The sequence below is a fragment of the Microcosmobacter mediterraneus genome, assembly GCF_031846265.1.
Lineage (GTDB): Bacteria > Bacteroidota > Bacteroidia > Flavobacteriales > Flavobacteriaceae > Microcosmobacter > Microcosmobacter mediterraneus.
On the sequence record NZ_JAVRIA010000002.1, the window covers coordinates 484,484 to 505,567 of the forward strand.

The 21,084-nt window shown below is 33.5% G+C and carries 18 protein-coding genes; 11 read left to right on the forward strand and 7 right to left on the reverse strand.

The features are described 5' to 3' along the window. The 5 genes from RM697_RS05640 (at nucleotide 1) to RM697_RS05660 (ending at nucleotide 5,485) form a co-directional block, all read left to right on the forward strand. A complete protein-coding gene (locus RM697_RS05640; RefSeq protein ID WP_311426886.1) occupies nucleotides 1–2,346 on the forward strand; it encodes a penicillin-binding protein 1A in 2,346 nt (781 codons plus the stop codon). A gap of 71 nt (nucleotides 2,347–2,417) precedes the next feature. Continuing rightward, nucleotides 2,418–3,119: a CoA transferase subunit A gene (locus RM697_RS05645; protein WP_311426887.1), complete on the forward strand. Its 702-nt coding sequence runs from the start codon at nucleotides 2,418–2,420 to the stop codon at nucleotides 3,117–3,119. Then, complete coding sequence (locus RM697_RS05650) at nucleotides 3,119–3,772, forward strand: 3-oxoacid CoA-transferase subunit B (protein ID WP_311426888.1); 654 nt, start codon at nucleotides 3,119–3,121, stop codon at nucleotides 3,770–3,772. Before RM697_RS05645 ends, RM697_RS05650 begins: the two co-directional genes overlap by 1 nt. Nucleotides 3,773–3,786: 14 nt before the next feature. Next, the gene (gene dgt, locus RM697_RS05655; RefSeq protein ID WP_311426889.1) at nucleotides 3,787–5,124 is read left to right on the forward strand and encodes a dGTP triphosphohydrolase; all 1,338 of its coding nucleotides are present in this window, start codon (nucleotides 3,787–3,789) and stop codon (nucleotides 5,122–5,124) included. Nucleotides 5,125–5,311: 187 nt separating this feature from the next. Beyond that, nucleotides 5,312–5,485 (forward strand): hypothetical protein, encoded by a 174-nt coding sequence (locus RM697_RS05660; RefSeq protein WP_311426890.1) that lies wholly within the window; start codon nucleotides 5,312–5,314, stop codon nucleotides 5,483–5,485. Here RM697_RS05660 and RM697_RS05665 read toward each other — a convergent pair. Continuing rightward, nucleotides 5,482–7,245, reverse strand: a complete 1,764-nt coding sequence (locus tag RM697_RS05665; protein ID WP_311426891.1) for a 1-deoxy-D-xylulose-5-phosphate synthase — start codon at nucleotides 7,243–7,245, stop codon at nucleotides 5,482–5,484. The two genes, RM697_RS05660 and RM697_RS05665, sit on opposite strands and share 4 nt — an antisense overlap. A 40-nt stretch (nucleotides 7,246–7,285) precedes the next feature. On the opposite strand from RM697_RS05665, the gene RM697_RS05670 reads away from it, so the two are divergent. Next, nucleotides 7,286–7,735: a nucleoside deaminase gene (locus RM697_RS05670; RefSeq protein WP_311426892.1), complete on the forward strand. Its 450-nt coding sequence runs from the start codon at nucleotides 7,286–7,288 to the stop codon at nucleotides 7,733–7,735. Nucleotides 7,736–7,788: 53 nt separating this feature from the next. Here RM697_RS05670 and RM697_RS05675 read toward each other — a convergent pair whose 3' ends face one another. After that, nucleotides 7,789–8,067, reverse strand: coding sequence for a F0F1 ATP synthase subunit delta/epsilon (locus tag RM697_RS05675; protein WP_311426893.1), 279 nt, complete (start codon nucleotides 8,065–8,067; stop codon nucleotides 7,789–7,791). A gap of 76 nt (nucleotides 8,068–8,143) precedes the next feature. Continuing rightward, entirely contained in the window at nucleotides 8,144–9,652 is a 1,509-nt protein-coding gene (gene atpD / locus RM697_RS05680; RefSeq protein WP_311426894.1) for a F0F1 ATP synthase subunit beta, read from the reverse strand. A 145-nt stretch (nucleotides 9,653–9,797) separates the two neighbouring features. On the opposite strand from atpD, the gene RM697_RS05685 reads away from it, so the two are divergent. From RM697_RS05685 to RM697_RS05695, 3 genes are read left to right on the forward strand one after another with little or no spacing between them, the layout of a single operon-like run. After that, complete coding sequence (locus RM697_RS05685) at nucleotides 9,798–10,907, forward strand: NAD(P)/FAD-dependent oxidoreductase (RefSeq protein ID WP_311426895.1); 1,110 nt, start codon at nucleotides 9,798–9,800, stop codon at nucleotides 10,905–10,907. Nucleotides 10,908–10,931: 24 nt separating this feature from the next. Beyond that, a complete protein-coding gene (locus RM697_RS05690; protein WP_311426896.1) occupies nucleotides 10,932–11,390 on the forward strand; it encodes a 3-oxoacyl-ACP synthase in 459 nt (152 codons plus the stop codon). An 8-nt stretch (nucleotides 11,391–11,398) separates the two neighbouring features. After that, complete coding sequence (locus tag RM697_RS05695) at nucleotides 11,399–13,651, forward strand: efflux RND transporter permease subunit (RefSeq protein WP_311426897.1); 2,253 nt, start codon at nucleotides 11,399–11,401, stop codon at nucleotides 13,649–13,651. On the opposite strand, the gene RM697_RS05700 is transcribed toward RM697_RS05695, so the two are convergent. The 4 genes from RM697_RS05700 to RM697_RS05715 form a co-directional block, all read right to left on the reverse strand. Beyond that, entirely contained in the window at nucleotides 13,652–14,563 is a 912-nt protein-coding gene (locus RM697_RS05700; protein WP_311426898.1) for an ABC transporter ATP-binding protein, read from the reverse strand. A 69-nt stretch (nucleotides 14,564–14,632) separates the two neighbouring features. Continuing rightward, nucleotides 14,633–16,690, reverse strand: a complete 2,058-nt coding sequence (locus RM697_RS05705) for a T9SS type A sorting domain-containing protein (protein ID WP_311426899.1) — start codon at nucleotides 16,688–16,690, stop codon at nucleotides 14,633–14,635. 65 nt (nucleotides 16,691–16,755) lie between these two features. Then, nucleotides 16,756–18,927 carry a prolyl oligopeptidase family serine peptidase gene (locus RM697_RS05710; protein ID WP_311426900.1) on the reverse strand — a complete coding sequence of 724 codons (2,172 nt, stop codon included), beginning with the start codon at nucleotides 18,925–18,927 and terminating at the stop codon, nucleotides 16,756–16,758. A gap of 85 nt (nucleotides 18,928–19,012) precedes the next feature. After that, a complete protein-coding gene (locus RM697_RS05715; RefSeq protein ID WP_311426901.1) occupies nucleotides 19,013–19,723 on the reverse strand; it encodes a DUF6503 family protein in 711 nt (236 codons plus the stop codon). A gap of 83 nt (nucleotides 19,724–19,806) precedes the next feature. Here RM697_RS05715 and RM697_RS05720 point away from each other — a divergent pair, with 83 nt between their 5' ends. Further along, nucleotides 19,807–20,325: a hypothetical protein gene (locus RM697_RS05720; RefSeq protein WP_311426902.1), complete on the forward strand. Its 519-nt coding sequence runs from the start codon at nucleotides 19,807–19,809 to the stop codon at nucleotides 20,323–20,325. Then, a complete protein-coding gene (locus tag RM697_RS05725; protein WP_311426903.1) occupies nucleotides 20,315–21,082 on the forward strand; it encodes a CPBP family intramembrane glutamic endopeptidase in 768 nt (255 codons plus the stop codon). Before RM697_RS05720 ends, RM697_RS05725 begins: the two co-directional genes overlap by 11 nt. The last annotated feature ends 2 nt before the right edge of the window (nucleotides 21,083–21,084 follow it).

The window sequence follows — 21,084 nt, forward strand, 5'->3', positions numbered from 1 at the left end:
ATGGCAAAACAAAAAGCAAAAAAACCTAAAACTCAAGTCTTAGATTTTTCTAAGCATGTACGTTGGTTTTGGATTACTTTTAGTGGTGGTGTTTTATTAGTTACTCTTATTTTTTTGATGGCCTCTTGGGGAGTTTTTGGCGAAATGCCAGATCATACTGTTTTAGAGAATCCAAGAACTAATCTTGCCTCTGAAGTCATATCTTCTGATGGTAAACTAGTTTCTAAGTTTTATTTTAAAGACAACAGAACACCTGTTGGTTATAATGAACTCCCTCAGAATTTAATTGATGCGCTTATCGCTACAGAAGACGTTAGATATCATGACCATGCAGGAATAGATGCCATTGGAACAATTAGAGCTTTTGCATTCTTAGGGAAACGAGGAGGAGCAAGTACAATATCACAACAACTAGCCAGACAGTTATTTATTGGAGTAAGAGATAAAGAAAGTACCACTAATGCATTATTTCAAAAAATAAAAGAATGGGTTTTAGCCATTCGGTTAGAGCGTCAATATACCAAAGAAGAAATTATAGCTATGTATTTTAATATCTATGATTTTGGTAATAATGCAGATGGTATTCGCTCAGCATCAAATATATATTTCAATAAAGAACCCAAGGATTTAGATATTAAAGAATCAGCCATGCTTGTTGGGATGTTTAAAAACTCATCGCTTTATAATCCAAGACCTCATAAAAATCCGGTTGGTACAAGAAATAGAAGAAATGTGGTACTACGTCAAATGTTTAACTATGAGTTTATTGACGAAAAAACGAAAGATTCGCTTCAAGCCAGAGAATTAGATTTAAGATACACACCACAATCACATAGAGAGGGATTGGCTACCTATTTTAGATCGTATCTAGATGGCTTTATGAAGGAGTGGATTAAAAATAATCCTAAACCAGATGGCGAAAAATACAACTTGTATAATGATGGTTTAAAAATATACACAACTATCGACTCTCGTATGCAGCAACATGCCGAAGATGCAGTGCAGCAACATATGCCAAGACTGCAAGCGGAGTTTGATAATCAGAATACACCAAAACGAAATCCAACAGCACCTTTCTTAGATTTAGAACAAGATCAAATAGACGCTTTAATGAGAACAGGAATGCGACGCTCAGAACGTTGGCGAAAAATGAAATACGATCTAAAAAAATCAGATGAAGACATTATAAAGTCATTTGACAAAGCCGTACCTATGACGATTTTTTCATGGAAAGGAGAGATAGACACCATCATGAAACCCATCGACTCTATGCGATATTACAAGTCGTTTTTACATCCTGGAATGATGTCTATGGATCCTAAAACGGGTCACGTTAAAGCTTGGGTTGGAGGTATGAATTTTAAGCATTTTCAGTATGATCATGTTAAAACTGGGAAACGTCAAGTTGGTTCAACTTTTAAACCCTTTGTATATGCAGCTGCTATAGATCAGCTACAATTATCACCTTGCGATACATTGCCAAATACACAAATTACAATAGAAGCTAATAAATACGGAAATCCAGAACCATGGACACCAAAAAATGATGGTAATAAATATGGCGGCTTTAAAACACTTAAGAATGCTTTAGCTAATTCAACAAATACAATTACAGCAAGGCTAATGGATAAAATTGGACCACAGCCTGTTATAGATTTAGCAAAAAAACTAGGTGTAGAACAAGATATTTTAGCGGTACCTTCTATTGCTTTAGGAACTCCAGATCTTAGCGTCTATGAAATGGTAGCAGCCTATTCAACATTTGCAAATAAAGGAGTTTATAATAAGCCAGTAATGGTTACAAGAATAGAAGATAAAAACGGAACAGTATTATTTCAGTTTGTGCCAGAGAGTAGAGACGTATTAAGTGAAGAAGTAGCCTATGTAACCGTTAATTTAATGCAAGGTGTAGTTGAGGCTGGATCTGGAAGTCGATTAAGAGATAGATGGAGAGCTAACCAAGATTTGTATAAAGAGATTATTACTGGATATCCTTATGAGTTAACCAATCCAATTGCTGGTAAAACAGGAACCACTCAAAATCAGAGTGATGGTTGGTTTATGGGAATGGTGCCAAACCTCGTTACAGGAGTTTGGGTAGGTGCTGAAGATAGAGCAGCTCATTTTTCAAGAACATCTTATGGTCAAGGTGCATCAGTAGCCTTACCCATTTGGGCTTTATTTATGAAAGCATGCTATGCAGATGAAGCATTGAATGTTTCTAAAGACGATTTTGAAAGACCAACAAATTTATCAATTGAAGTAAATTGTGATGAGTATGTCTCTAATCCAAATGAAGGTATAGATGATGACTTAGATGATGGCATGGACGATATTGATTTTTAAAGATATTTTGAAAGCCATTCGTTTTAGAATGGCTTTTTTATTTCGTAATTTTCCTTCTCAAAAAAATAAGCATGATTAGTAAAGTTGTGCCAAATGTTTCCGAAGCGTTAAAGGGTGTAGATGATAATATGACCTTTATGTTTGGAGGATTTGGATTAAGTGGAATCCCTGAAAATAGTATAGCTAAATTGGTAACACTTGGAGTTACAGGATTAACCTGTGTATCTAATAATGCAGGTGTCGATGATTTTGGTTTAGGTTTGTTGTTACAACAACGTCAAATTAAGAAAATGATTTCTTCTTATGTTGGTGAAAATGATGAATTTGAACGTCAGATGCTTAGTGGTGAATTAGAGGTTGAACTTATTCCGCAAGGAACTTTAGCTGAACGCTGTAGAGCAGCACAAGCTGGTTTTCCTGCTTTTTATACACCTGCAGGTTATGGAACTGAAGTAGCAGAAGGAAAAGAGACCAGAGAATTTAATGGAAAAATGTATGTTTTAGAAAAAGCTTTTGATGCTGATTTTGGCTTTATCAAGGCATGGAAAGGAGATGCTGCTGGGAATTTAATTTTTAAAGGAACTGCACGTAATTTTAACCCTAATATGTGTGGCGCTGCTAAAATTACTGTAGCTGAGGTAGAAGAACTAGTTCCTGTTGGTGAGCTAGATCCTAATCAAATTCATATACCGGGAATATTTGTACAGCGCATTTTTAAAGGTGCACAATATGAAAAGAGAATAGAGCAACGAACTGTTAGACCTAAAGAATAATGTTAGATAAGAACGGAATTGCTAAGCGAATAGCAAAAGAAGTAAAAGATGGTTACTACGTAAACCTAGGAATAGGAATTCCTACTCTAGTTGCCAACTTTGTAAGAAATGATATAGAAGTAGAATTTCAAAGCGAAAATGGTGTGTTAGGAATGGGTCCTTTTCCATTTGAAGGCGAAGAAGATGCTGATATTATAAATGCTGGTAAGCAAACCATAACGACGTTACCAGGTGCTTCTTTTTTTGACTCAACCATGAGTTTTTCTATGATACGAGGAAAGCATGTAGATCTTACTATTTTAGGCGCAATGGAAGTTGCAGAAAATGGAGATATTGCCAATTGGAAAATTCCAGGACGAATGGTTAAAGGTATGGGAGGAGCTATGGATTTAGTAGCCAGTGCTGAGAATATAATTGTGGCAATGATGCACACTAATAAACGAGGACAATCTAAATTGCTTAAGCAATGCACCTTACCTTTAACAGGAGTTGGATGTGTAAAAAAAGTAGTTACAAATTTGGCTGTAATGGAAGTTACAAAAGACGGGTTTAAATTATTAGAACGTGCTCCAGGAGTTTCTGTACAAGATATTGATGATGCTACAGAAGCACGTCTTATTATTGAAGGAGATATTCCTGAAATGTCACTTTAATTTACTTGACTTAAATGAATTGGGAAGATTTATTATCGTTAAAACGATTTGGAGATACACACAAAAGAATACGTAAAGAACAAGATGAAACTAGATTAGGTTTTGAGGTCGATTATGATCGTATTATTTTTTCTTCAGAATTTAGAAGCCTTCAAGATAAAACACAGGTTATTCCATTATCTAAAACAGATTTTGTTCACACACGTTTAACCCATAGTTTAGAAGTTAGCGTAGTAGGTAGATCATTAGGTAGAAAAGTAGGCCAAAGAGTATTAGAAAAGCATCCACATTTAAAAGATTCATTGGGTTATCAAGCTAACGATTTTGGAGCTATAGTGGCTGCAGCATCTTTAGCTCATGATATTGGTAATCCACCCTTTGGACATTCAGGCGAAAGTGCTATTGGCGAATTCTTTAAAACAGGAGAAGGACAACGGTTTAAATCACAACTTACAGCTAAAGAATATCAAGATTTATGTGATTTTGAAGGCAATGCTAATGGATTTAAAATTCTAACAGAAAGTAGAGCAGGACGAGAAGGAGGTTTACGATTAAGCTATGCTACTCTTGGTGCTTTTATGAAATATCCAAAAGAGTCACTACCTAAGAAACCAACAAGCCATATAGCAGATAAAAAATATGGTTTTTTTCAAAGAGAAAAAGATAGTTTTATTGAAATTGCCGAAGAATTAGGTTTACTCAAACGATCTATACAAGATTTAAGCTTCTCTAGACATCCATTAACGTTTTTAGTAGAAGCTGCAGATGATATTTGCTATACTATAATTGATTTTGAAGATGGGATTAATTTAGGGCTTATCCAAGAAGAATATGCTTTGGAGTATTTAATAAACCTTGTTAGGCATTCTATTAATTCTTCCAAATACAATCAACTTAGAGACACAAAAGATAGAGTAAGTTATTTGAGAGCATTAGCCATTAACACACTAATTACTGAGGCTGTTGATATTTTCATGAAAAACGAAGAAGCTATTCTTAATGGAGAATTTGATAAGAGCCTACTCGATTTAAGTCAGTATAAGGCTCAAATAAATGATATCATTAAGATTAGTATTGAAAAGATATATAAGTCTAAAGAAGTGTTAGAAAAAGAACTTTTTGGGTTTACAGCTATTGCTTTTGTTTTAGACACACTATCTAGCGCTATTTCAAATTTGAATAATGAGCAGATGACTGTTAAAGATGATCTCATTCAAAATTATTTTAAAGCATTAGAAATATCTGCGTCTAATAATATGTATGAAAATTTAATGGCAATGTGCAGTTATATAGCAAGTCTCTCAGATTCATTAATGACACTGTCATACAGAAAACTTAATGGTTTAGACTAATTTTTGTTAATAGAATTGGTGATAACTTTTCTTACAAGAATAAGGCAAAAGAGATGTAAATCTTAATTTTAATTAACAGAAACTGGAAAGTAACCCTCTGCTTTTAGTTTTTTAAATTTACACTTTATCGATAAAATTTGTTTTTAATCGGTATTTGTTCTAAATTTATTGTCTATATTCTACCAAAATGAAAAAAAACATTATCGGAGCTTTTGTTATACTCCTAGTAGCAGTTGCCTTATTTCTTATGATGGAAGATATCACCAACAGTAAGAATCCTGATACTCAATTACAACAAGTTGAGGTATACGATGCAAACAATCAGCCAGATTTAGCAACTACAGATCAAGAGGAAGATTAATTTAAAAACCAGTTTTTTAAATGTTCTGGATCTAACTTACATTGTTGCTGTAGTTCTTGTATAGTGCCATGATGCACAAAATCATCATCAATTCCGAGTACTTTTATTGAAGTTTTATAGTTGTTTTTAGCAGCAAATTCCAAAATAGCACTTCCAAAGCCACCATTAATTACACCATCTTCTATAGTAAAAACAGAATCATAGGTCTCAAAAATAGTATGGAGTAACTTCTCATCTAATGGCTTTATAAATCGCATATCGTAATGACTAATTTCCAAAGATTGTTTTTTAGTCATAAGATCTAATGCTTTTGAAACATTTTCAGAGATAGACCCAATACTAAGAACAGCTTTTTTAGCCCCTTTCTTTAAACAGATTCCTGTACCTATAGCAATAGATTTGAAATCTTGTTCCCAGTTTAAAAGCGTTCCTCGTCCTCTTGGATAACGAATGGCTATTGGATGTTGTAAACCTAGTTGAGCTGTATACATTATGTTTCGTAATTCTATTTCATTTCTAGGCGAAAACAAAATAAGATTAGGAATACATCTTAAATAGACCAAGTCAAATACACCATGGTGCGTAGCACCATCTTGGCCTACTAAACCAGCTCTATCTAAACAAAAAATTACTGGAAGGTTCTGCAAAGCAACATCGTGAATAACTTGGTCATAAGCGCGTTGTAAAAATGTAGAATAAATATTACAAAACGGAATTAATCCTTGTGTTGCCATTCCTGCTGCTAGAGTTACAGCATGTTGTTCTGCAATACCAACATCAAAAGCACGTTTTGGGAGTTCATCCATCATATATTTTAATGAACTTCCAGTTGGCATCGCTGGAGTTATACCAATAATTTTTTCATTTTGTTTTGCTAATTCAACAATAGTATACCCAAAAACATCTTGGAATTTTGGTGGCTGGTGTAAGTTAGACTTAATAATTAATTCACCTGTAACAGCATTAAATTTTCCCGGAGAATGATATTTTACTTGATGTTCCTCTGCCTGTTTTAGACCTTTCCCTTTGGTGGTTATGACATGAAGAAATTTTGGGCCTTTTACAGTTTTTAGGCGTTCTAGTTCTGTAATAATTTTAGGTAAGTCGTGGCCATCAATTGGACCAGAATAGTCAAAATTTAAAGCCTCAAAAATATTATCTTGTTGTTGAGTTCCTGTTTTAACGTTTGTAAGATATTGTTTTAATGCGCCAACACTTGGGTCAATTCCAATGGCATTATCATTAAGAATCACTAATAGATTTGCTTTGGTAACTCCTGCATGATTTAATCCTTCAAAAGCCATTCCGCTAGCAATGGAAGCATCACCAATTACTGCAATATGATGATTATCTTCCCCTTTTAATTGAGAAGCAATAGCCATTCCTAATGCAGCAGAAATGGAAGTAGAGGAGTGTCCTACACCAAATGTATCGTATTCACTTTCGCTTCGTTTAGGAAAACCACTGATGCCTCCAAGTTGCCTATTGGTATGAAACACCTCTTTCCTGCCAGTTAATATTTTATGACCATAAGCTTGATGACCAACATCCCAAATTAATAAATCTTTAGGTGTATTGAAAACATAATGTAAGGCAATCGTTAATTCTACAACACCAAGACTAGCTCCTAAGTGTCCTTCTTTGGTAGCTACAATATTGATTATAAATTCGCGAAGTTCTTGAGCTAGTTGTGTTAACTCTTCAACAGATAGCCTGCGTAAATCCGTAGGAAAATTGATATGGTCTAATATTTTACTCATATTTGTACAAATGTACGAGTTGCAAATATAAATTGAATGTATGCTAAACCCTTACGATGATACTTATTTTATGAAAAAAGCAATGCAAGAAGCAGAACTAGCTTTTGATAAAGACGAAGTCCCAGTTGGAGCTGTTATTGTTATAGAAGATAGGATTATTGCGAGAGGTCATAATTTAACAGAATTACTTAATGATGTTACAGCACATGCAGAGATGCAAGCAATTACTGCAGCTGCTAATTTTTTAGGAGGCAAATATCTTCATAACTGCACATTATATGTAACTCTTGAACCTTGTCAGATGTGTGCAGGAGCTTTATATTGGAGTCAGATCTCAAAAATTGTTTACGGAGCAAGAGATGAAGAACGTGGTTGTATTGCGCTTAAAACTAAACTACATCCTAAAACTAAAATGATTGGTGGTGTTTTAGCTGAAGAAGCTTCTGAGTTATTGAAGCGATTCTTTATTAAAAAGCGTAATCTTAATTAATAAAAAAACCGTTTTAAATCTTAAAACGGTTTTTTTATTGTGAAAGTAATTTATTAGTCAGCTAATACAATTACTTTATTGTCTTTCATCTCTAAGGTACCAGAGTTAATAGTCAACCATATACCTCTGTCATCACCTTTAGTGAATTTATCTTCAACCTCTTCATCTAATTGAATAGTTCCATATATCTTAACATGACCAGCTTTTAATAATGATACTATTGGTGCATGATCTGTAAGCATTTCAAATTCACCATTTACTCCAGGAACAGCTATAGAATCTACGTCTCCTTTAAATAATGTGGCTTCTGGTGATACAATTTCTAAATACATAGTTTTATAGTATTTAGTAATCAGTATTTAGTATCTAGTAGTCACTTACTACTATTTACTATTACTGCTTACCGATTTACGCTTCAGCTAACATTTTCTCTCCAGCTTCGACAGCTTCTTCAATAGAACCTTTAAGGTTAAACGCTGCTTCTGGTAGGTGGTCTAATTCACCATCCATGATCATGTTAAATCCTTTAATCGTTTCTTTAATATCTACTAATACACCTGGTATACCTGTAAACTGTTCAGCTACGTGGAATGGTTGAGATAAGAAACGTTGAACACGTCTCGCTCTACCTACAGCCATTTTATCTTCTTCAGATAATTCTTCCATACCTAAGATGGCAATAATATCTTGTAATTCTTTATAACGCTGTAACAACTCTTTTACACGTTGTGCACAGTCATAATGCTCATCTCCTAAGATATCTGCAGTAAGAATTCTAGATGTAGAATCTAAAGGGTCCACAGCAGGATAAATACCAAGCTCGGCAATTTTACGAGATAATACAGTTGTTGCATCTAAGTGAGCAAATGTTGTTGCAGGTGCAGGATCCGTTAAATCATCTGCAGGTACGTAAACCGCTTGTACTGATGTAATAGAACCTTTTTTGGTAGACGTAATACGCTCTTGCATCGCACCCATTTCTGTTGCTAATGTAGGTTGGTAACCTACCGCAGAAGGCATACGACCAAGTAAAGCAGATACTTCAGAACCAGCTTGTGTAAAACGGAAGATATTATCTACGAAGAATAATACATCTTTTCCTTGTCCGTCACCAGCACCATCACGGAAATATTCTGCAATTGTTAAACCAGATAATGCCACACGAGCACGAGCTCCAGGAGGTTCGTTCATTTGTCCGAACACGAAAGTTGCTTTAGAATCTTTCATTGCAGACTTATCTACTTTTTTAAGATCCCAACCACCTTCTTCCATAGAATGCATAAAATCATCACCATACTTGATAATACCTGATTCTAACATCTCACGAAGTAAATCGTTTCCTTCACGTGTTCTTTCACCTACTCCTGCGAATACCGAAAGTCCACCATGTCCTTTAGCAATATTGTTAATCAATTCTTGAATCAATACTGTTTTACCAACACCAGCACCACCAAATAATCCAATCTTACCACCCTTAGCATAAGGCTCTATAAGATCAATTACTTTGATACCAGTAAATAAAACTTCAGTTGATGTCGATAAATCTTCAAACTTAGGCGCTTGTCTGTGAATTGGTAAACCAGCATCACCAGCTTTAGGTAAATCACCTAATCCGTCAATTGCATCACCAATAACATTGAATAGACGTCCATAAACATCTTCTCCAATTGGCATTTGAATCGGAGCACCAGTAGCATGAACTTCGGTTCCTCTACTTAAACCATCAGACGAATCCATAGCAATAGTACGTACTGTATCTTCACCAATGTGAGATTGTACTTCTAGTACTAATTTAGAACCATCTTGGTTGTTAATTTCTAACGAATCGTAAATCTTTGGAAGTTCAGCTCCAGAACCGAATTCAACATCGATAACTGGGCCTACTATTTGTGCAACTTTACCTGTAACTTTTGACATTACCTTTATCTTTATTGTTTTGCTTAAAAATTATGTGAAAAAACCCTTAGTTTTTCGCGCTGCAAAGATAAAAGTTTTGTTTTAAATATTAAGCTATTTTTTATTTATTATTCGAGGTATTTTTAGGGTCTTATTTTAATTCATAATGAATCTATCGTATTGGGAAATAAAAACCTGGTTATCTAATGTTGATTTTACTATTGTTGGTAGTGGAATTGTAGGCCTTAATTGTGCATTACAGCTCAAAGAGCGATTTCCAGTTTCTAAAATTTTGATTCTTGAAAAAGGTATACTTCCTCAGGGAGCGAGTACTAAAAATGCTGGCTTTGCTTGTTTTGGTAGTCTTAGTGAACTATGTGAAGATCTCAAATCACATTCAGAGGAAGAGGTAATTAATTTGGTGAAAATGCGGATTGAAGGTTTAAAGTTATTACGAACCACACTTGGAGACAAAAACATTGATTATAAAGCTTTAGGAAGCTATGAATTATTTTCTGAAAATGATGAATTATTCAATACCTGTTTATCTAATTTATCTAGAATTAATGCACTTTTAAACCCCTTATTTGGTGCTAATATTTACAGTTTAACTGATAATACATTCGGTTTTAATAGAATTAAGTCAAATTATATTTTTAATCAGTTTGAAGGTCAGATAGACACTGGGAGAATGATGGAATCATTACTCCAAAAAGTACAGTCAAAGGGTATTAAAATATTGAATAATATTAATGTTGAATCGTATTTTGAAAATAATACTTTTGTCAAAGTAAAAACTAAAAGATTCGAATTTTTGACCTCGAAATTACTCATTGCCACAAACGGTTTTGCATTAAAGTTGCTTGATGAAAATGTAAAGCCAGCCAGAGCTCAGGTCTTGATTACAAAACCAATTGAAAATTTGCACATCAAAGGCACATTTCACTTAGATAGAGGGTATTACTATTTTAGAAATATTGATAATCGTATTCTTTTAGGTGGAGGTCGTAATCTTGATTTTGATGGAGAAGAGACTACAGATTTTGGGCAAACTGAATTAATTCAAAGCGCACTTGAAGAGCTCTTAAGCTCAACAATTCTTCCAAATACCAACTATGAAATCGATCAGCGATGGAGTGGTATTATGGGAATCGGAAACCAAAAAAATCCAGTTTTAAAACAGCTTTCTAATCATGTGTTTTGTGGAGTTAGATTAGGAGGAATGGGAATTGCTATTGGTAGTTTAGTAGGTAAGGAATTAGCTGATTTAGTATAATGTTATTAGAATGAGCAAAGCGAAATGAAGAACCTCTCTATTAAACAACAACTCTATAACCATTGTCAAGCGTTGCTCAATAAAAGACTAGAAACTATTAGAAACACAATTTTTGAAATTCAAAAAGCATTAGAATCAGAAACTAAAAGTAGTGCAGGTGACAAGCACGAAACTGGCAGAGCTATGCTTCAGCTCGAGAGAGAGAAGGCAGGACAACAGTTGGCAGAAGTTCAGAAATTACAAGAAATACTTCAGAAAGTAGATTATAAATCTAAGCACAAGCGTGTAGGATTAGGCAGTATTGTTTTTACTTCAAAACAGCATTATTTTATCAGTATTAGTGCTGGTGAATTTGAAATTGATAACACTAATTATTTTGCTATTTCTGTTGTAACACCAATAGCTAAGGAATTATTAGGAAAGACTAAAGGAGATACTTTTAGCTTTAGAAACAGTATCTTTACAGTTATAAAAGTGCTGTAAAATCTGCTATGAAAAACCTAAAAAAAAGCATTCAATTCATTATAAAATTTAGAGTTATTATTATTGTAACTCTAGCAGTTTTAATGGGTTTAGCTGGTTATCAAACGCTCAATAAACTTAGAATTGATAACTCGTTAACGATATGGTTTTTAGAAGACGATCCAAGTTATAAGGCTTACATCGATTTCCAGGAAAAATTTGGATCTGATGAGATTTATATTGCCATGTTACCTGTTGAAAATGCCATTTCAGAAACTGAAATGCAGAAACTCCAAGCCTTAACAGAAGATATTGATGCGCTTCCTTATGTAAATACATCTTTTAGTTTAGCTAAAGCTAAATATCCTATATACGCTAATAATACGATTAGATTTGATAATCTATATAATTCTGAGCGAAGCGAAAAAGGATTAAAAAGTCTGTTTTCAAAATTGCCAAATGTAACGGCTCAATTGGTTTCAGAAAATTATAAGAATCTATTTTTTTACATTCAACTTAATCCAACTCCTACTATAGAAACTCAGCGTAAAGCCATTCTAGGTGAGATTACAACAGTAATAAACACTCACTTTGAAGATTACCATCTTACAGGGCCACCAGTTTTAAATGAAGCCTACAGCAAAGGTATTTACAAAGAAAGTTTACTGTTTGGTGTTCTTACTGTTTTAGTTATCACAGTATTATTATTGTTTCTATTACCAAGTAAACGTTACCTTTTTATAGCTTTGTTATCTGTAGCCATTCCTGTAAGCTTATTATTCGGAATTATTTCTTCTATGGGTTTTGCCTTGAATATGATTTCAATGCTTATCCCAACCATTTTAATGGTTTATAGCGTAAGTGATGCTGTACATATCATTAATATTTATCATAAAGAAGGTCTTAGAGATGCATCACTTTCTAAAGTTGATCTATTAACGCTTGCCATACGTAAAAGTTTTACACCCTGTTTCTATACAACACTAACCACGTTTGTAGGTTATTTTGCCTTGTATTTGTCACCACTACCAGCGTTTAAGAATATGGGAATTTTCACCTGTATTGGATTATTACTCAGTTTTATTTTGGTCTATGCTATTACAATTATTGGCTTTAGTTTTATGACCTTAAATTTTAAGAATGCTAAGCCTTTATTATCATTTAAGTTGATGAGTCAGTCTAGATTTGTCGATTGGCTAAATAGCTTTACATCAAAATATAAATCGCGAATTATAATTGGGTTTACTTCGCTATTACTGTTTGGTTTATATTCGGTAACTCAGGTTAAAATTGATACAAGATCCTTAGATTTATTAGCAGAAGGCGAAGCTAAAGAAGACTTGCGGATTGTTGAAAAACAATTACAAGGAAGCTCTAGGTTACAACTAAATATTTCAACGGTAAATGGCGACGTTATTTTAAGCAAAGAAGCTTTAAAACAATTAGAACAGTTTCAAAATAAACTACAAGAAAACCCATTAATTACTGCGCCAGTTTCGGTTGTAAATATTAAATCGTTTTTAGAAAAACGATCTCCTGTATTGTTTCAAAGTAATGTGTCAGAAACACGAATAAAAAACACCTTAGCATCAGTTGATAATGCAGATAATAGTTTCTTTAAATTATTTTCTGAAGATATGTCTACAGCAGGTATTACATTGAGTTTACGAGAAATGACTACTTTAGAATTAGAACAAGTTTTAGCAGATGTAAAGCAGGATTTTCAATCTACATTTAATACGGATAAATTTCAATTAAAAATAAACGGATTTGCTGTTGTTTTTGCACAGTTAAACCATTTCATTTTAGAGACGCAGTTTAAGTCGTTTTTTGCGGCGTTTTTTGTGGCGTTTTTATGTCTATTGATTTTTATAAGAAGCTTAAGAACAACATTATTAGTATTAATTCCTAATATTTTACCTCTAGCTATATTAGCCATTGTAATGAGTTTATTGGATATTCCACTTGATGTGTCTACTGCTATGATAACACCGATAATGTTAGGTATAGCCATGGATGATACGATTCATTTAGTTTATAAATACAGACGAAGTAAAACCATTACTGGATCTCCAGAATCTAGAATAGATAATGCTATGCACTATACAGGTAGTGCTTTGTTCTCAACAACGATAGCTTTAGTTGGTGGATTTTTAATTATCGCGTCTAGTGCTACACCTTCGGTTAGTGATTTCGGAATTTTATGTGCAGTAACAGTAGCAATTGCTCTGATAACAGATATTTTTTACTTGCCTGCACTTTTGAAGGCCTTTGATAAGTGATTAAGTTTTTATTTTAAGATTAACAGAACGTTCATTATCTAACTTATATTCACTAGTAAAAACAATTTTTTCTTCATCTAACTCCGCTTCAATTAGAAAATAATGTCCTTTAAAATAGGAGTTCTTAACCTTAGCTTTCAATTCTGATTTGTCTATCACTTTGATTTGATGCGCATAAACTATCTTATTATCAATAATGTTATACTCACCAAAAAAAGAAGCAATAAGCGGATGCTTAGGATTATGATATAGGTCTTGTGGTGTATTGTAATCGAGCTGTTTTCCTTTATGTAAAACCAACATATTATCCGCAAAACCAAGAACATCATCTTTATCATGCGTAGCAACAATAGAAGTGATTTTTTTTTGTTTAAGATAACTAAAGAGACTTCTGCGAAGAGATTGTTTTTTAAAATTATCTATATGACTAAAGGGTTCATCTAACAATAAGATTTCAGGCTCTTTGGCCAACGCTTTTGCTAAAGCAACACGCTGTTTTTGTCCACCACTTAAAAACTGTATTTTAGTTTGAGAAAAGTTAGTAAGCTCTACAATTTTGAGTAATTCTTCTATGCGTTTTTGTTTTTTTTCTTTATAAAAACTTGAAAGATATTGCCCAATGGTTTCTTGTACAGTGATGTAGGGCATTAATTCAAATTCTTGCGCCACATACTTCATAAAATCATAACCGATAACGAGATTAAAAGCAGGACCTAGTATTTGAGTGTCTTTCCAGAAAATCTCACCTTTAGGTAAATCATATTGACCATAAATTAGTTTTAATAGTGTGCTTTTCCCTGAACCACTTTCGCCAATAACTGCAAGAGTTTTACCTAGATTTACTTGTAATGAATTTAGTTCAATAACTTTATTTACGTTGTAACTAAATGAAATATCTTTTATTTGAAGCATAATCCAAAAATAGTATAAAAAAACCGCTCAATATTTTGAGCGGTTTTAAAATATATTATATCGTAAATTCTACTGCTTAATGAATTTTCGTTTTATAGATTTACCCTCGGCTTCGAGTCTTAAAAAGTAGACACCAGATTGTAAATCAGATACATTTAATTGCTCTGAATCTAATTTGCTATTCATTACTCTTTTACCATTAATGTCAAAAATAGTAGCAATGTAATCTGTAAGTTGAGCAGTTGTAGCGATAGTAAGTATATCCTTTACTGGGTTTGGATGTATAATTAAATCTGCTAGAGCTTCATCAACAATACCTAAAGTATCACCTTCTACTACCGTAATAGGTGTATTAACATCAGGATTGTTTACGGTATCAACAATTCCGGAAGGCCAATAAATAATAATCTGATCTATTGTAGCATCACTACCTAATCCAACATGTGTATTTAACGAACTCATATATCTAAAGCCATCACCACTTCTAACATCTCTAATTCTAACTCCTGATGCTGTATGAACTTCGACTCTTGCACCTATACCATTTTTATTACTAACAGTCCCAACGGTATGTATTTTAATCCAATTATTTGCATTGGTATCGTTAAGGTAAAGTGTACCATTAAAACCATCAATAAATCCATCATTATTAACATCTCCGTAAGCTCCTCCTCCAAGAGGTAAGAGTCCTTCGTAAACTGTAAATGTTAGATCACCATTTCCTAAGAGAACATTTCCGCCAGAAATAACATCTAAATTACCATCGTTATCTAAATCGTGAGTAACAGTTTCTATAGATGTATCAGTTAATGCACTAATACCAGAACCAGTTGTTGCATTAACAAACATGCCATTATCATTTCTCATGAGCTTATGAGACCCACTACTAGCGCCTACAAAAACATCCATATCACCATCATTATCAAAATCTCCCCAAGCTGATGACCATGTTTGCATTGAGTCATAAAGATTTAAATCTTGCGCGTTTTGAGAGTAATTTCCACTTCCATCATTGGTATGCATTTCATTAGCACTTCGTTCTGGTCCGCCTCCACATTTAGCGATGAACATGTCTAAATCTCTGTCATTATCATAATCAATCCAAATAGAGCCATAATTTCCACCAGAAGAATACACACCTAAAGATACTGGAGCGTCTGGATCGTCTGATTGATGGAATTCTAAATTACCACTACCATCATTAAGATAATAAACGTTTGGTGCAACATCATGACAAACAAACCCATCAAGATTTCCGTCGTTATCTATATCAGCAAAGTTAGAGCGCTGAGAAAAAACATAGTCGTTGGTATGCAATTCATCAAAACCAGCTAGGTCATCATAAGGATCAGAATTAGTATTTGTTCCTGAGTTAACTACTGTTCTCATAAATGTAACGCCACTTCCATTTCCGTAGAGTAAATCGTTGTAACCATCTGCATTAAAATCGCCAGCAGCCATACTCCAACTTGGTGTATATGCAGCAGGTGGTGTGGTAATGTTTCTTACTTCAAAACCACCTGTACTTTCTTGAAAATTAACATTAACATTGGTAGAGCTAATTGAAACAAGATCATCTAAAAAATCACCATTCATATCTACAACAGCAAGTGAAGATCCTGAAGTGGAAATACCTTGCGATGTAAATGTAACTGGTGGAGGTGGAGGTGGTTGGATAGGATCATTTTCGATAAGTTCAAAATCAAAACCTCCAGATTGCCAATTATTATCCCAAGCAATATAATAGGTTGTTCCGCCTGTAACATTAAATGCTTCATAAGACAAGTAGCCATTACCAATATTTCCACCATCATCATCACCAGCATGGCAAGCTAAGGCACCACAATTTCCAGTATATACATGAAAACGTGTATCGCCTCCAGAATTTTGTTGAAGGTCTGAAGTTATTGTGATATTATAATCTTCACTTGGAGTATAGGTATACCATTCTCCTGCTGAAGCTCCATTTCCGTTTTCAGCACAGATTGGGCTGGGAATTTCATTTCCATTTACTGCATCTACAGTATGTAAACCAGCAGTAATAGCAATTGCACTAGCACATTCATCTTGAGACATCCCAATAGAGGATATACACAAGCCTAAAATTAATAGTAGTTGTTTTTTCATAGCGGTAATTAGTTTTTTTAAGCAGTTAAAGGTAATAAAAAACTAAATATCTCAACTTGAGAAACTTAGCCCTTTACCTTTTCTTTTGTTTTAGTTGGTAGCACGTCGTAACCCATATTAAACAGAGTAAAACCAAAGATATCAGCATATTGCTCTATGGTTTTGCTTACAGGTGTGCCAGCACCATGACCTGCATCTACTTCTATTCTAATTAGTGTTGGGTTATTACCCATTTGCTTAGACTGTAACTCAGCAGCAAATTTAAAGCTGTGTGCTGGTACTACACGATCATCATGATCTCCTGTGGTTACTAAAGTTGCAGGATATTCAACACCTTCTTTTACATTGTGAACTGGAGAATAGCCTTTTAGATATTCAAACATTTCTTTACTCTGTTCTGCAGTTCCGTAATCGTATGCCCAACCAGCTCCAGCAGTAAAAGTGTGGTAACGTAGCATATCTAAAACTCCAACAGCTGGCAGTGCCACACTCATTAAGTCTGGTCGTTGTGTCATTGTTGCGCCAACTAATAAACCTCCATTAGACCCTCCTCTAATGGCTAAAAATTTTGGTGATGTATAATTTTCTGATATTAGATATTCTGCTGCAGCAATAAAATCGTCAAATACGTTTTGTTTTTGTAATTGAGTTCCTGCTTTATGCCACTCTTTACCATACTCACCACCACCTCTTAAATTAGGTACAGCGTAGACTCCACCTTGCTCCATCCAAACAGAATTAGCAATGCTAAATGAAGGATTTAAACTAATATTAAAACCACCATAACCATAAAGAATCGTAGGGTTTTTTCCATTGAGTTCAATGCCTTTTTTGTGTGTGATAATCATCGGAACTTTAGTACCATCTTTAGACGTATAGAATACTTGCTTACTCTCGTAATCGTTACTATTAAAATCTATAGAGGGTTTCCAGTATAATTCTGACTCACCAGTCTCTACATTATATTTATAAATACTAGAAGGTGTATTATAATTTGTAAAAGAATAATAATCGGTTTTTTCATCTTTTTTGCCACCAAATCCTCCTGCATTTCCAATTCCCGGGAGTTTAATTTCTCTAATAAGTTTACCATCATAGTCGTATTGTAATACTTTAGACACTGCGTCAACCATATACTCTGTAAAAAAATAACCACCACCTCTAGATGGACTGAGAACATGTTCAGTTTCTGGAATAAAATCCACCCAATTATCTTGAGTTGGATTCAATGCATCTACTGTAACTATTTTTTGATTTGGTGCGTCAAGATTGGTTACCAAGTACAATTTACTTCCAATATTATCAATAACATAGGTGTCACTTTCAACTGTATTTATTATTGGCACTAATGGATTAGATGGATTTGACAAATCTTTCATAAATAATTTATTACCAGAAGTAGATACACTAGCACTAACAAATAAATAGTTTCCATCTTCAGAAACATAACCACCAACATAACGATGCTTTTCTTCAGGAGTTCCTCCAAAAACTAATGTATCGTCTTTTTGAGAAGTTCCAAGTTTGTGATAGTAAAGCTTATGCTGATCTGTTTTTGCAGAAAGCTCACTCCCTTTTGGTTTATCGTAGCTAGAGTAATAGAAACCTTCATTTTTTAACCAAGAAACACCACTAAACTTAACGTCTATTAATGTGTCTTCAACAATTTCTTTAGTTTCTGCATTCATAACTATGATCTTTCTCCAGTCACTTCCAGCTTCAGAAATTGAATAGGCTGCTATTTTTCCGTTTTTTGAAAAACTTAATCCTCCTAATGAGATAGTACCCTCTTCGTTAAAGGTATTAGGATCTAGAAAAACTTCTTCCTCTCCATCTTGTTTTTCATGAGTTCTATAAATAACATATTGATTTTGGAGTCCGTTATTTTTATAGAAGTACGTGTAGTCTCCCTCTTTAAATGGTGAGCTTACCTTTTCGTAATTCCACATTTTCTCCAAACGTTCTTTGAGCTCTTTTCGGTAAGGAATACTATCTAAATATCCAAAAGTTGCTTGATTTTGTTGCTTTACCCAATCTTCTGTTTCAGAACTTCTGTCATCTTCTAACCATCTGTAAGGGTCTTTTACTTCTGTACCAAAGTAAGTAGTTACTGTATCAACAGTTCTGGTGTCTGGATAATCTACTTTAATGTTACGTTCCACAATATAATCTGTTTCGGTTTCTTTGCATGCTGTAATGATTAATAGCATTAACAACAAATGGATTAGTTTTTTCATAAAGTGAAGAATTATTTATTTTGATTGAAGTTAAAAATACTACAATATCAGTGCTTATTAAAGGGCTTAACTGATTTTAACAAACTTATTGTTTTAAGATATCAGTCCCTAAATAGCCATTATCTTTATTATAGTACCATTTGCGAATTTTAGGTATTTTAATATTGTTAATTATCTCTACATCACTCAGTAAAATATATTCTCCACTGTCTTTTTTTAAGCTTCCATCGTCATCAGTTTTATAAAACTGATAGACTTCCAAAGCGTAGGTTTCTGGGTTGAAATAAAAGTACCAAATATCAGTACCAATATTATCTTCATAAGATACATTTAGAACTAAATAGTCCTGTCCTTTAAATGTTTTCTTCTCTACTTTTGGATTGATTAGTGTTCCTGGATCCTTTAATTTCATAGGTAAACCATAGAGATAGGTGTAATAATTTTTGTAAAGATTAGCTCTTTCACAACTTAAATTATTTGTTTTTAGCTCAGCGTCTGTAAGATTAGATTTTCCGTTTAGCGCTATAGAGCATTTTTGTTTATCTAAAGTATACTCTGTTGTTTTGCTATCTTTTGAGGCTTTGACATTAAAATAAGCCTCAGGAAGATTTATCTGTATTCTACTATATCTATGAGATGAGTTTGGAGTCTCCATGGTTACTAATAATGTTCCATTAAAACGAGACCAATTATTGTCTGGATCGTGATATTGGATTGCTTTCTCTAATAACTCCTTTCCTGTTATTTCTTGTGCAAATGAGATTGAACAGATACAAAATAATAGAATGATTTTCATGATACGTTGTGTTTTTGCAAAAATACATCCAAATACTTAGTTCTAAAATTTTATATTTACCTAGCCTTCATTCTAAATATTATATGAACGAGATCATAGAACTTCAACTATTCCCTTCATCTTGTAATCATTGTTCTGAAATAGTTTCAGAAGAATACGTGTATTGTACATACTGTGGTTTTCCTCATAATGGTACTGTAAAAGATTTAGCGCTTTATGAGAAGAGAATTAGAGATAAAGACAGGACTAATGAAGAGGCTAAAAGGAAAATAAAAAATGCCAGAAATACGCTTTATGTTATGTCTGCTATTACATTTTTGTTTGGACTTTTTTCTTTTTCAGGCGAATTAGGTAGTGCGCTTTTTACCATAAGCACAATACAAAGTATTATTTATTTAGTATTAGCATATTGGTCTACTCAAAAACCCTTAATCTCGTTATTACTAGGTTTGTTTTTATACCTTACTATTATCATCGTTTCGGCAGTTTCAGATCCAGGTACCATTGTTAGAGGTATTATTTTTAAGGTGATTATAATTGCATTTTTAGCTAAAGGTATTTACTCAGCATCTTCTATAAAAAAAATAAGCTATGCATACTAATATTGAATGTAAACAATGCCACAAACAGTTTGTAAAAGCTGTTAATTTCTGTGGATTTTGTGGCGCGTCAATTCAATCGACAAAGGTTGAAAAAAGAAATATAGCTTTAAACCTAGTTATTGTTTTTTTTATTACGTTTCTGCTTTTTGCATTAGCTGTTTATTTAATTAACGAGCGGTTGGAGTCTAGCTTAGTAAAAGAGTTAGTAATAGAGTTAGCCTTTGCGAGTTTAGTTATAGGATTTTCATTATTTGACTGGAAGGCTATATTAAAGACCTACAAAGTGCCAAAACTATCTGGTAATATTTGGGCTTGGACTTTTATTATACCAATTCTCTCTAGTATTGTAGTGTATTATTTCGTTAATGCCATGAATACTATTTTATTTGGCGATAGTGATTATAGTTATTTTGAAAGTTATTTATATTTAGACAACCCTTTACCTTGGGCTATTTTCTTTGTGGCCATTTTACCACCTATTTTTGAGGAGCTCGCTTTTAGAGGGTTTTTGTTTAACCAGCTTCAAAAAATTGTTTCCGAACGAATGACTATTGTTGGCACAGCTTTTTTATTTGCTCTGGTACATTTTTCTTTAATTTCTTTTTTGTGGATATTCCCTTTTGGACTTTTGTTGGGTTATCTGAGATCTAAATACAAAACATTATGGTTAGGTATAATTATTCATTTTATACATAACCTCATCATTATTTTATGGGATTACTACGATTACCAGAACCTAATACACTTTTTAGAGTAGGT